The following is a 12,812-nucleotide window of genomic DNA, read 5'->3' on the forward strand; positions in this document are numbered from 1 at the left end:
CGCACCGACAGGCATCGGCTTGAATCTGCAGGGGTCGGTGAGATACTAATGGAAAAAGAGGCTTTACCAAGAATGTTGCGGGTAGAGGTCGAGTCCTCCGCAGAAAAAAGAATGGCAGTTCTAAAGTTTTCAAACGCCCTGTATTCTCTACCGACGGTCTTGACTTCTTGGATTTTGCCGTTGCATTGTTCATGGCAAAGTGCGTGAACCAAATCGTATAGTACGCTACATATAATGATTATCGCAAGAGAGAACAATACAGATAAGGGTTCATTCTTCAAATGTGTAGGAGGTCCCAATACCATACGTAGCCTAATGGCAAGTATCTTGGTGGTACTGGGGTCAGTGGGTGCGTTTACGCCTGTACAGGCACAGATTGAGGTGCTGCACAAGACCGTCGCGATTGATCCTAGTACGCAGCTTCCGCATTCGGCTAATTCGCTACATCCCAGTGCTTTTCATACAGTGGCCGTAGACTTGCACGCCGAAAATGTCAAGAGCTCCGTAGGAGGAGTATCAGGGGACGGAGTGTGCCGAGCTAGACTGGTGCCTGATTCCAATGAACCCTGCACGATCGCAATGAAAATGTACCCTTCGTCAGACAGTTCGGAATTTGTGGACATTCAGTACGACGAGGGAAAAGTATTCGAGGCGGAGGACGGTAACTCTCTGTTCTTAGGTATATCAGCTCAATAAAGGTTGTCTACCCAGTTCATTCCCAAGACGTCTTTAGGGGATGATCGCGAGGTGCGGATTGATCGTATCTGGCTGGCACCTTACTTTAACAATCAATTTTTGACCACGGCCCTGCCTCCTTCTGCCCCCCGGGATCTGGCGGTCTACATATATTCGGATAATGAAGGCGAACCGGGAGAGGTCCTGTTTTCAAAGGTGATTGAAGATCCACGAGATTTTGCTAGTGTGACGAGCCTTGAGCTGGATTTCTTTGAATTGGACCTTTCAAACGAAGAGATCGGTGTCTTGCCGGATACCATCCACATTGCGTATGGGAATGCAGGAAGCGACAACAATGTCCTAGTCCTAGGAGCGGCGCCCTACACAAAAGAAAACGTGTCGTACAGATACACGGGTTCATCATGGAAAGCACTGTGGAGTATCACTATTCAGGACGGGAGATCGTTTAACGAGACGGTGATCCCCATACGTGCTCGTTTCCGACTTGATAGCACGGATGGTTCCTTGCAATTTGCAGAGCAGGTCAAAGATCAATCTTTCCTTGAGGGACAGGCCATTACACCATTGATTTTGCCGGAAGCCACGGGAGGTGAATCATCGATCAGTTACTCCCTAGTGCCCGGGCTGCCCGCTGGATTGAGTTTTGACTCTTCAACTCGAACCATTCGTGGAACGCCGACGGAAGTTACTGTTACGCCTGTAGCCTACACATACACGGCAACTGATGCAGGCGGGAACACCGTCAGTTTGCAGTTTACGATTGAAATTAATTCATCGTCGGGTGGAGTAGTAGACATTCAGTACGACGAAGGAGAGGCATTCACGACAGATGACGGTACAGATCTATTTGCAAGTACACCGGCTGAATCACAAATGTCCACACGGTTCATCCCCAAGGTATCTTCGGAGGACAATCGAGAGGTACGGATTGATCGTATTTGGCTGGCGCCTTACTTTGATAATCAGTTTGGGAACACGAACTTGCCTTCTTCTGCTCCCCGAGACCTGACCGTCTACATATATTCGGATCAAGGAGGTAGACCGGGGGAGGTCTTGTTTTCAAAGGTAATTGACGATCCAAGAGCCTTTGCCGGTGTGACGAGTCTTGAGCTGGACTTCTTTGAATTGGACCTTTCAAACGAAGGGATCGGTGTCTTGCCGGATACCATTCACATTGCATACGGGAATGCAGGAAGCGACGACAATCTTCTGTCTATAGGAGCAGCGCGCTACGCTACGGAAAACGTGTCGCACCTATACCTGAATGGTCGGTGGAGAGAATTCTGGACCATAACTCTTAGTGACGGGAGCACGTATAACGAGGCGATGATCCCTATACGTGCTCGTTTCCGACTCGGTAGCATGGAGGGTTCTTTGCAATTTGTGCAGCAGATCAAAGATCAATCCTTTTTGGAGGGACAGGCCATTACACCATTGATTTTGCCGGAGGCCACAGGAGGTGAATCGCCGATCAGTTACTCCCTCATGCCTGGGCTGCCCGCCGGATTGAGCTTTGACTCTTCGACCCGAACCATTCGGGGAACGCCTAAGGAAGTTATCGCTGCGCCCGTAACCTACACATACACGGCAACCGATGCAGGCGGGAATACCGCCAGTTTGCAGTTTATGATTGAAATTTATTCTATACCAGATGGCGTGGAGATCGTGGACATTCAGTACGATGAGGGAGAGGCATTTCACACAAGCAACGGGGGGCATCTGTTTCTTTTGCTGTCGTCCCCACCAATAATGTCTACTCGGTTCATCCCTAAGGCATCTCCGGACGATGATCGAGAGGTGTGGGTTGACCGTATCTGGCTGGCGCCTTACTATGACAATCAGTTTTGGAATACAGACTTGCCTTCTTCTGCGCCCCGAGATCTGACCGTCTACATATATTCGGATGATGAGGGCGAACCGGGGGAGATCTTGTTTTCAAAGGTGGTCGACGATCCAAGAGCTTTCGCCAAGGTAACGAACTTTGATCTGGATTTCTTTGAATTGGATCTTTCAAAAGAAGGAATCGGTGTCTTGCCGGATGTTATCCATATTGCATACGGGGATGCAGGAAGCGACGACAATATTCTGTCCTTAGGACCAGCACCCTACACGAAAGAAAACGTATCACATCTATCTTGGAATGGTAGTAGATGGATAGAACTATGGGACATAGATGTTACTACTGTAGGGGTAGGGTTTGACGATACCGTGATTCCCATACGTGCTCGGTTTCGACTTCATGGAAGTTCTCCTGTGCAAGTCAGGCAGCAAGCGACATTGCCAGAAGCGTTCGTAGTACACGGCAATTATCCAAATCCTTTTCAGAAATCAACATACTTGCAGTTTGATCTTCCCGCGTCTGCCCGCGTGACCGTAGAGGTCATAGACATGTTAGGACGGCGGGTGTTGACGGTTCCCCCGATAGAATTAGCTGCGGGGTGGGGAAAGCAGATCGAGGTGGATGGACAATCGCTTCCCTCTGGACACTACTTGTACCGTATAGTGATGTACTCGGAGACGGGCAACTCAACACAAACGGGTCAATTCGTACATTTCCGGTAGCTCAAGCTGTACACGTCTGCTAGGTATCCAGCGTGCCCTGAACTTCAGTCGTTCAGAGTGGAGGCAAGTTTGCAATTTCTGTAATGTGTTGACTGATTTCTCCCATTAATTTGGGGTTTCGCCCTACTTTATCAATTGGAGCATAGTAGAGCTATGGGCTTCTGACATTTCCGTTTGAGGGGCATTTTTTGGGGATAAAGGGCATTTACGACTCCCCAACATTCTAGGCGGTCTTGTGTCGGAGGATTCGAACAAACATGAAATTTGTTGGAGTGAATACACAGGTATGCGAGAAAGATCTTGTAAAACAAATAGCTGAGCACCACAACCAGAAGCAAACAAAACCTCTCCCAGAAGATCCTTAAACAGGGATTGTCAAATTCCAGGAACTATCAGATCACCGAAATCAGGTTAAGTGTTGCTGATAAATAATTAGCGGACGCTGCGCACTCCCGAACTGAACCATTTTTGAATTCTGCAGATTATCTAGTTGACGATCTGATCTGCCGCATGGATTCCATTGCGAATACAATCAGGAATGCCCACACCATCCAGGTAATTTCCCGCGAGATAAAGGCCGGAATGGGAGCTTGTAATCTCACGGACTTTCTTGATTCGCCCGACATGCCCAAGTGTATATTGGGGCAATGCAGCATGAAAACGGTGAATCCTGGTGAATAGGGGATCTGCTGTAATCCCCAGCGCCTGTTCCATCTCTTCACATGCCTGTGAGAGAATAACTGTGTCGGTCATCTTCGTGTCCCGTAAATAGAGTCTGAACAGTAAATGACCAGCGGGTGCACGTCCTGCGAGCTTGATCGCACTCCAGGTGCAAGCGGCCACAGAAGTAACTTGATCGGAGGCAACCAGATGACCATATCCTCTGAGCGGCCTGAGGACATCTGTCTGAGAATAGGCCAAGTGAACCATCGTACCTGCACGATATGGGATTTGGTGAAGGAGTTCGGCTAATTCTGGAATCGCTGACTGGGTGATCGCCGCCGCATTCTGGGCCGGTACGGCTAGAATGATGTCGGTAGCCGACAGGGGAGCATGCCCGGTGGTGCTGACCTTCCAGTGCGTACCTATTTTTGTGATGGCGGTAGCCTTGTGTCCAAAGTGGATGTTGTCTTCGTTGACCATGGTCAGGGCGGTGATCAAAGAGGATAGTCCATCTGGAAGACTTAGGAGTGGAGAGGTGGGCTCCTGAACGGGTATTCGGCCAACTCCGAGGAGGACGCTGCCATACTTTGATTCGAGGTTCATCATATGTGGCAGGAGTGCCTTCATACTGAGCTCGTCGGCACGTCCCCCGGCAAGTCCTCCAAGGAGGGGCTCGATCAGGCCAAAGAAGGCTTCTGGGCCAAACCGCCTGATGAAGAAGTCTTGAATCGATTCATCTGTCTCATCCGTTCGAGGCGGGAGCAGAAATTCCGCAAGTACGCGCAGCTTTCCCCGAAGGCTGATCAGTGGAGAGCTGAGGAGCGGCCAAAGCCGGCCCGGTACCAGCCCACTCATCCCCTCCGGGACCGGATACAATCTGCACCCTCGTCGCAGGTAGGCTCCTCGCTGATCTTTGTTTGTCTCTTGAAGAGCAAGTCCCAGAGCCTTGCACAGCCGTATCGCCTCAGGCTTTCGAGCCAGAAATACATCCGGCCCGTGCTCCATCAGGAAGCCGTTAAATTGTTCGGTATGGATGCATCCTCCCAGTCGGTCACTCTGCTCCAGGAGTATGATCTCTGGGGGATTGGGAGTTTGGCGCAGTGCCCAGGCAGCACTCAATCCCGTAATGCCACCCCCGATGATGACGACCCGGGTCATGTGGCCAGCCAGCCAGCACCCACAGCTTGTTTGCGGATCAACTTTGCCAGGGTCTCAACAAAAAGGGGATCACTATTGAGCGAGGGAGGGCGCTCCAGACGCATATCGTGTTCTTCCGCAACAGCCTGTGCCTCAATGTCAATATCGTAGAGCACCTCTACGTGATCAGACACAAAACCCACAGGAACGCTGACCACATTCCGAATCCCCTTGTTGGCTAACTCAACCAGATAATCTTCCAGTTGCGGTCCGAGCCATGGCTCGGGACTCCGCCCCTCGGACTGGTAACACCCAGACCACTGATCTGGCGTTAGTCCGGCTACTTTTGCAACCAGCGCAGCAGTTTCGTAGCATTGAGTGGGGTATGGATCATTTTCTTTCAAAATTCGTGTGGGCAGGCTGTGAGCGCTGAAGATCACGTGCACACTGGCTCGGTCCTCTTCAGGAAATCGCTCCAGACCAATGTGGACCCGTTTGGCGAATGCGTCAATCAGGCCCGGATCGTCATGATAGCTCTGGATATGGGAAAAATCAATCTGGCCACGATAGAAGTTGAGTCCCGCGTCTATTTTTTTCTGATACTTCGCAATGCTCATCCGACTGTACTGGGGCGCAAGGACCATACTAACGGACCGGGTAATTCCGTCCTGGATCATGTCACCGACCGTTTCTTCAATCCATGGAGCCCAGTGGCGCATCCCCAGGTAGGGTTTGAAGTACGTGGGCTCATTGGGTGGATTCAGAAGATCCGTTACAGCGCGGGTCGTTTCGATGGTCAAGTCCAAAAGTGGAGAGGAGCCACCAATCAACCGGTAATTGCGTGTAATTTCTTCGATCAGTGCCGTTGATGTTGTCCGGCCGGCACGAATATCGGCCAGATAGCCCGGTATATCCTCCAGGCGATCCGGACCCCCATAGGCCATAAACAAAATACCAATTGGGTTTTCAGGATTAACCATGGTCATAGCTGTGTACGTAGTCCACCAGTCGCGCTACATTTTCAACCGGCGTTTCTGGCAGGATTCCGTGTCCAAGATTAAAGATATGGCCTGGCTGCCCCGCAATGCGCTGCATCACATCCTGGGCATGGGGGATCAGCTCGCGCCATGGCCCGAGTAGGGTGCAGGGGTCTAAATTTCCCATGATGGGCTTTTGTACCAGCCGTTGTGCTTCATCAATGGGGATACGCCAGTCAACTCCGATCACGTGACCACCCGCCGCTGCAATCAAGTCCAGATAGGTGCCAGTATTCGTGCTGAAGTGAATCACCGGAGCCTTCTCCCCGATGGTTGAAAGCACACGATGGCTGTAGGGCTTAACGTAGCGCTCATAATCATACCGGCTGAGTGCTCCGACCCATGAGTCAAAGAGCTGTACACAGTGCACCCCGGCACGGATTTGTGCATTGAGGTAGTCGATGGTCAAGCCGGAGAGTTTGGCCATGAGACGGTCCCAGGCCGCGGGCTCGCTGTACATGAACGCTTTCGTGTGTGCAAACGTGCGTGTGGCTCCCCCTTCGATCGCATAGCTGGCCATGGTGAAAGGGGCACCTGCGAATCCAATCAGGGCCAGATTATGTGCGTCCAGCTCAGGACGGACGATTTTGATTGCCTCCAGCGTCGGGGCCATGGCTTCTTGGGCAGGCGGAACCCCCAGCATATCGATAGCTTTGGGTGTTCGAAGTGGGTTCTGAATGGAGGGGCCATGGCCTGGTACAAACGAGAGGTCAAGCCCCATACCCGCCAGGGGTGGCAGAATATCTGAAAAAATGATTGCCGCATCCAGCTCAAAATGCTTCAAGGGGAGGAGGGTAATTTCGGCGGCAATTGCAGGCGTAGTCAGGGCGGATTCCATCGAATACTGACGACGCAGTGCACGATAGTCAGGCAGATATCGGCCAGCCTGTCGCATGATCCAGATGGGGGTGCAGTCGACCGCCTTCCCATGGCATGCAGCCAGAAATCGCTCACGTCCAGTCATGGGACAAAGGTGTTGGGAGCTCTATGACGGTCAGGAGGAAGATTGCCAGAGCGTATATCCGACAAAGAAGGGCCCGAGGCTGCTCAAGTACCGTGAGGTTTGCTGCGTCTTGCGCATCCGTTCAATAATTGCAGACAGGGGATGTAAATCCTTACTCAGAAGCCCGACCACAAAATCATTGTCGTTTTGATCGAGTCCATGGCAGGCAAGGCGAATGTCATGAGCATGATCGCTTCGTCCGTATGCGCGACCAATTCCACCGTGCTCCATAAGGATTTTCCGACGCTCGTCTGTGCTCAAGTGTTCAAAATCACCCGAACGACGAAGCGGATACCAGATCGCCCATGGCCAGGAAGGATTACACACATACCGTCTGGGGCGTTCAAACAGGGTTTCAATCAGGTCGTTTTCGTATCCAATCGCGTAGGTGCGACCGATCATCGTCCAGTCGGGGCGGCATTGCAGGCGAGAAAAATCGCTATCGTGCAGGAAGGATTGGAGCTCAGTCAAAAAAAACCGGGGATCTTCAGAGACGGTCAGCAAGCCAATCCCTTTGGGATCATGGAGACTGGAATACAATGCACCACAGAACCCGGTTTTTTCCATCACTCTGACTAGGGTTTGGGGTTTCGCATTCAGCCCTGTGAAGACTAACAGTTGCATATACAGTCGGCCATCATGGTAAATGGGACGATCAGAACGCTCATCCTTCCCCTTTTCTCGAAGGTCAACTCCAGAGGTCCGATTCTCCTGTATATTGATAGCCATTTACTGGGTGGGTTGATTTAGCAAGCGTGCCGCTTCCAGTGCATGGTAGGTAATGATACTTTGGGCACCGGCCCGGCGGATACTGGTGAGGACTTCGAGAATTGCGGCGGATTCATCAACATAGTTTTGCATGGCAGCGGCTTTCAGCATGGAATACTCCCCGCTTACATTATAAGCCACCAGCGGCACTTCGGGCCACCGGTCTCGGGCTTGACGAATTACATCAAGATAGGCTAGTGCAGGTTTGATCATAACCATATCTGCTCCTTCCTCTATATCCATGGCGATTTCCCGCAAGGCTTCCCGTGCGTTGCAGGGATCCATCTGATGGGTTTTTCGATCTCCAAATTGGGGTGCTCCACCTGCTGCATCACGGAACGGCCCATAGAATGCAGATGCATATTTCGCACTGTAGGAGAGAATGGATACATCTTGATGGGCCGCAGAATCCAGCATCTCTCGGATTGCACTCACCTGGTGATCCATCATTCCACTTGGCGCGACAATGTCTGCTCCGCTGTCTGCATGAATGCGGGCCATCTCGGCCAGTAGGGGCAGAGTGGCATCGTTGGACAACTTGCCATCGTGGATCACTCCGCAGTGTCCGTGTGAGGTGTAGGAGCAGAGGCATACATCGGTAATGAGTACTAGGTCTAGCCCAGCGTTCTTGATAGCTCGAAGGGTATCCGGTATGACTCCCGAGGGGGACAGGGCGTGGGTCCCAGTCGCATCCTTGGACTCAGGGATCCCGAAAAGAAGAATGCCGCTCGCTCCCGCCTCTTCTGCCTCTTGTGCCGCTCGAAGAGCACCATCTATGGTATACCGGAATTGATTCGGCATCCCTTTGATCGGGCCGGCTTGTTCTCGTGTGACAAAAATGGGATAGATAAAATCTGCCGGAGACAATCGGGTCTCCCGCACCATTCGTCGTATAGCACCGGTGGCGCGCAGGCGTCTTGGACGTCTATGTTTGTTAGGTTTATTCAAAGTATTCTTCCAAGGCGGCTACGAGGCCTTCAGTGGTATATGTTTTCGCTACGATGGCAACCTTGAATCCGGCATCCGCTGCCACCTGGGCTGTAATTGGGCCGATACAGGCTGCAGTTACAGGGATTTTGGGATCTGGAGAAACAGCAACGAAGCCCTCAACGGTTGATCCACTAGTAAAGGTAACGGCATCTGCGCCGTCTGCAAGTGCAGCGTACGCAGCATCTGGAGGGTGGTTCACATGGGTTTCGTATGCAGTCACGAGGGTAACCTTCGCTCCCCCAGCACGCAACAGTTCTACTAGAGTGGGGCGGGCTTTAGAAGCGCGTAGCAGTAGGATTGATTGGTCCTGAACAGACCCCAAGCCAGATGCAAGAGCTTCCGCGACATACTCAGATGGGACAAAATCCGGCGTGACACCGCGGGATTTAAGTGCTGCAGCAGTGGCGGGCCCAATCGCTGCAACGCGTACCGAGTCGGGCCAGGGATGCTGCAGATGTTGCCACGTGTGCGTAACCCCATTCACGCTGGTGAAGAGAACGCGGTCGAACGTGGCTAACTCGTTGAGTGCCTGCTGTAAAGGCTTGGGATTTGGTGCGGGTTCAATACGGATGGTTGGGAACTCCACGATCGTGGCTCCCCGTACCTCAAGCATCCGGCGCATTGTGCCGGACTGATGTACTGGGCGCGTAACCGCAATCCGTTTCCCGGCAAGAGGGCTATTCACGTTGTAGCACCTCCCTGGCACCCATTTGATGTGCTTTTTGCGCCAGTTGTTTTCCTAACGTCATCGCATTCGTCCCGATTCCCGATACAGCGATTTTGCGGCGTCCATCCAAGGATCGTACCTCACCGCTCAAATGGATTTCATCATTGATCTGCTCCGCATAGGCGGCAACCGGGATTGAGCAGCCTCCTCCAGCAACTTCAAGGAACGTGCGTTCAGCGGCGGTGGCAGTCCAGGTCACAGAACAGTTGATGGATTCTAGAATACGGACGATCTCCAGGTCATTCTTCCGGCACTCCACAGCAAGGGCTCCTTGCGCGGGGGCTGGAAGCATAAGATCCATAGGGATCCTCCACATGTATCTATCGGACACGCCAAGTCTCAATAAACCAGCTTCTGCAAGTACAATGGCCTGCAGTTGTCCGCTCAACACTTTTTCAACCCGGGTATCAATATTGCCTCGCAGAGGTGCAATCGAGAGGTCTGGCCGAACTGCGAGCAGTTGAGCGGTGCGCCGCAAACTTGAAGTGCCAACTGTAGTGTCTGGGGGCAGGTCATCGAGGGACAGGCCGGATGTGGTCACCAAAACATCAAACGCTGTATGTCGCTCACAGATGGCGGCAATCACCAATTCCTCCGGTTGCTCAATCGGGAGATCTTTGAGAGAGTGAACGGCAAAGTCAATCTCGTGATTGAGAAGTGCGGTCTCCAGCGTACTGGTAAAGAGACCGGGGTTTGAAGTGGGAAGTGGGCCGGTAGTCTGGTCTCCGATGGTTGAAATCGTCTGAATCTGGATACCCAGTTGTGGCCTGATCACTTTCAGGAGTTGGAGAACATGATCAGTCTGAGTTCTTGCCAACACAGAGCGGCGCGTGCCTACTCTTAATTGCCGCGTCATTGGTCTGGCGTAGACTCCTGCAAGCCAAACAGTTGGCGAATGGTGTGTGGATCCAGTTCAGAATTGCCATGTCTGAGTTGGAGCGTCGGATCATGCAGCAGCTTCTTTACCAAAGCATTCGAAAAATATTCAAGCTTTTCCACCACTTGCGTATCCAGTGGTCCAAGTTCCTCCAGGGTCTGGGAAAATTCTGTTTGCCGGATCGTCTCAGCTTTTTTTCGAAGGGCAGTAATAACCGGTTCGATCTTCAGCATTTGAAGGCGCTGATCAAGAATGCCTAATTCTTTTTCGATGATTTTTTCCACTTGCGGCACTTCTGCCTGTCTGGCGGCCTTCGACTCGGCGATCCCGTTTTTTAGATGATCAATGTCCAGGAGGGTTACGTTTGGTAACTCATTCAGGAACGGGTCGATATCTCGTGGAACTGCCAGGTCAACCAAAAGAAGTGGACGGTTCTTTCGAGGTGTAATATGTTCGGGTCCAAGGATAATATGCGGGGCACCGGTTGCACTGATCACGACATCCGCGTTTGAAACGGCCTCCCGCAGTTCTTCAATCGGCACCGCCTGCGCACATGAATCCACGGCCAACTCTTTTGTACGATCCGGGTAACGATTGACAAACGTAAGTTTTCCGATCGCTTTTTTTCGGAGGACTTTTCCTGCTAGGCTGCCCATCTCACCGGTGCCAATGACCGCGACATGCAGATCATCCAGCGGGCCTGCTTCAAGAAGGATGCGGTCAATTGCAACCGAGGCGACACTGATGGGGAATTTTCCCAGCGCGGTTTCGCTGCGTGCGCGCTTTCCGGTTTTGATTGCAGCCTTGAAGACCGTGGTCAGTTCCGGGCTTGCAAGCGAGGCAGTCTCCGAAGACTGGAGGCAATCATGTACCTGACCCAAAATCTGAGACTCCCCCAAAACCATAGAATCCAGACCACAGGCTACACGCATTAGGTGACGAACTGCATCCGTGGTCTGTTTAGAATAGACATAGGATTCAGCTGTGGAAAAGTCAAAGGAACGACGCAGTAGGGACTGCAGTGCATCAGTAGCCGGTTCAGATCCATTCACATGACCATAAAACTCTACGCGATTACAGGTGGACAACACAGCCAACCCGTCAAAGGATGCACGCGCTGCATCAAAAAAGTCAAGTTTTTGCTTTGGAAGAAGAGTAAGGCTCTCCCGGATGTCTACCGGAGTAGCTTTGTAGCTAAGTCCAATAAGTCCCAGTGATGGATTAGCCATAGAACAGCACTGAAATGATAAAATAATGATCGCACAAAACGACAATTTAAGGATAATCAGGGGAAAGCTTCAAATTCGATCAAAATGAGGCCGAAATAGTGCTTTCACACCACTTTTTTGCGTAAATACCTGAAATGCCCTCTCCCATTGCGAGAGAGTAAAGTCGTGCGTAATGAGCGGGCCGGTCTTGACCGTGCCGTTCTGAAGGAGATGAATTGCACGGATCCAAGATTCCGGTGTCGAGGCATTGCTACCAGTCACCGTGAGTTCCTTATAGCATACCTGATCCAGGTCCCACGCGATAGATTTGCCGAACAGGCCTACCTGTACATAACGTCCACGACGGCGCACAAGGCGCAGTAGCTCAAGGGCAGCGGCTCCTGCTCCCGAACACTCGTAGACCACATCCGCTCCCAGCCCCTGGAGGGATACATCCTGAATGAGCGCGTGAATATCTCTCGTTTCCACATTGGCTACATAATCTGCCCCGAGATCATCTGCCAGGCTCAGGCGATCCGAATCTGCACTGGTCCCTAAAACGACAACGGTTGCATGACTGGCCTTGAGGATCTGCAGGGTTAGCAGGCCAATTGTTCCCGGACCGGCAACGACGGCCAAATCGCCAGCCCGTATGGTGGGTGCGGCGAGTAACACGCCGTGTACAACGCAGGCTAATGGCTCGGTGATGGCACCTTCACGGTAGGAGATGTGTTCGGGTAAACGGTGCACATTCTGGGCGGGAACGACAAGGTATTCTGCAAATCCCCCATTGACTGCAGAGCCAATGGATTGCCTGTCTAGGCAAAGATTGGCGTGTCCGTCCCGGCAGTAACGACAGGAATTGCATGTGCGAAAATAGGTTTCGGAGGTCACCCGTGAGCCTAGGAGCCTGTCGGGAACTCCCTGACCGATTTCCACTACTTCTCCAGCGACTTCGTGTCCCAGGACGACGGGTGGACAGGACTTGAATTCGTCATGGTAGATATGCAAATCTGTCCCGCAGAGACCGGCAGCATGTACCTTGAGTTTTACTTGGTTCGGGCCAGGGTCAGGCTCTGGGATCTCAGATACCGCGATATGCCCGATCCCGGGTGCAACCTTCATGACTGCCTGCATGAGTCTA

11 protein-coding genes are annotated in these 12,812 nt (G+C 52.1%); 2 read left to right on the top strand and 9 right to left on the bottom strand.

Features of this window, described 5'->3' with window-relative positions; genetic code table 11:
• Positions 1–315 precede the first annotated feature (315 nt).
• Both F4Y64_05965 and F4Y64_05970 read left to right on the top strand, forming a co-directional pair.
• Positions 316–696 carry a hypothetical protein gene (locus tag F4Y64_05965; protein MXX97144.1) on the top strand — a complete coding sequence of 127 codons (381 nt, stop codon included), beginning with the start codon at positions 316–318 and terminating at the stop codon, positions 694–696.
• Between the two features lie 3 nt (positions 697–699).
• Positions 700–3,258: a T9SS type A sorting domain-containing protein gene (locus tag F4Y64_05970; GenBank protein ID MXX97145.1), complete on the top strand. Its 2,559-nt coding sequence runs from the start codon at positions 700–702 to the stop codon at positions 3,256–3,258.
• A 486-nt stretch (positions 3,259–3,744) separates the two neighbouring features.
• On the opposite strand, the gene hemG is transcribed toward F4Y64_05970, so the two are convergent.
• The 9 genes from hemG to F4Y64_06015 all read right to left on the bottom strand — a co-directional run bounded on the left by hemG (position 3,745) and on the right by F4Y64_06015 (position 12,793).
• The gene (gene hemG / locus F4Y64_05975) at positions 3,745–5,079 is read right to left on the bottom strand and encodes a protoporphyrinogen oxidase (GenBank protein MXX97146.1); all 1,335 of its coding nucleotides are present in this window, start codon (positions 5,077–5,079) and stop codon (positions 3,745–3,747) included.
• Positions 5,076–6,044: a ferrochelatase gene (locus F4Y64_05980; protein MXX97147.1), complete on the bottom strand. Its 969-nt coding sequence runs from the start codon at positions 6,042–6,044 to the stop codon at positions 5,076–5,078. Before F4Y64_05980 ends, hemG begins: the two co-directional genes overlap by 4 nt.
• Positions 6,031–7,059 carry a uroporphyrinogen decarboxylase gene (hemE, locus tag F4Y64_05985; protein ID MXX97148.1) on the bottom strand — a complete coding sequence of 343 codons (1,029 nt, stop codon included), beginning with the start codon at positions 7,057–7,059 and terminating at the stop codon, positions 6,031–6,033. The genes F4Y64_05980 and hemE overlap by 14 nt, the downstream gene beginning before the upstream one ends.
• Before the next feature lie 30 nt (positions 7,060–7,089).
• Positions 7,090–7,827 carry a chlorite dismutase family protein gene (locus F4Y64_05990; protein MXX97149.1) on the bottom strand — a complete coding sequence of 246 codons (738 nt, stop codon included), beginning with the start codon at positions 7,825–7,827 and terminating at the stop codon, positions 7,090–7,092.
• Positions 7,828–8,814 (bottom strand): porphobilinogen synthase, encoded by a 987-nt coding sequence (gene hemB / locus F4Y64_05995; protein MXX97150.1) that lies wholly within the window; start codon positions 8,812–8,814, stop codon positions 7,828–7,830.
• Positions 8,807–9,541, bottom strand: a complete 735-nt coding sequence (locus F4Y64_06000; protein MXX97151.1) for a uroporphyrinogen-III synthase — start codon at positions 9,539–9,541, stop codon at positions 8,807–8,809. Before F4Y64_06000 ends, hemB begins: the two co-directional genes overlap by 8 nt.
• Positions 9,534–10,439, bottom strand: coding sequence for a hydroxymethylbilane synthase (gene hemC / locus F4Y64_06005; protein MXX97152.1), 906 nt, complete (start codon positions 10,437–10,439; stop codon positions 9,534–9,536). Before hemC ends, F4Y64_06000 begins: the two co-directional genes overlap by 8 nt.
• Positions 10,436–11,689 (bottom strand): glutamyl-tRNA reductase, encoded by a 1,254-nt coding sequence (locus tag F4Y64_06010; protein ID MXX97153.1) that lies wholly within the window; start codon positions 11,687–11,689, stop codon positions 10,436–10,438. Before F4Y64_06010 ends, hemC begins: the two co-directional genes overlap by 4 nt.
• A 69-nt stretch (positions 11,690–11,758) precedes the next feature.
• Entirely contained in the window at positions 11,759–12,793 is a 1,035-nt protein-coding gene (locus F4Y64_06015; protein ID MXX97154.1) for an alcohol dehydrogenase catalytic domain-containing protein, read from the bottom strand.
• Positions 12,794–12,812 lie beyond the last annotated feature (19 nt).

This window comes from Rhodothermaceae bacterium, from assembly GCA_009838195.1.
GTDB lineage: Bacteria > Bacteroidota > Rhodothermia > Rhodothermales > Bin80 > Bin80.

Coding starts and splice junctions, on each gene's coding strand:
- F4Y64_05965 (MXX97144.1), top strand. CDS start 316: ATGGCAAGTATCTTGGTGGTACTGGGGTCAGTGGGTGCGTTTACGCCT.
- hemG (MXX97146.1), bottom strand. CDS start 5,079: ATGACCCGGGTCGTCATCATCGGGGGTGGCATTACGGGATTGAGTGCT.
- F4Y64_05980 (MXX97147.1), bottom strand. CDS start 6,044: ATGACCATGGTTAATCCTGAAAACCCAATTGGTATTTTGTTTATGGCC.
- hemE (MXX97148.1), bottom strand. CDS start 7,059: ATGACTGGACGTGAGCGATTTCTGGCTGCATGCCATGGGAAGGCGGTC.
- F4Y64_05990 (MXX97149.1), bottom strand. CDS start 7,827: ATGGCTATCAATATACAGGAGAATCGGACCTCTGGAGTTGACCTTCGA.
- hemC (MXX97152.1), bottom strand. CDS start 10,439: ATGACGCGGCAATTAAGAGTAGGCACGCGCCGCTCTGTGTTGGCAAGA.
- F4Y64_06010 (MXX97153.1), bottom strand. CDS start 11,689: ATGGCTAATCCATCACTGGGACTTATTGGACTTAGCTACAAAGCTACT.
- F4Y64_06015 (MXX97154.1), bottom strand. CDS start 12,793: ATGAAGGTTGCACCCGGGATCGGGCATATCGCGGTATCTGAGATCCCA.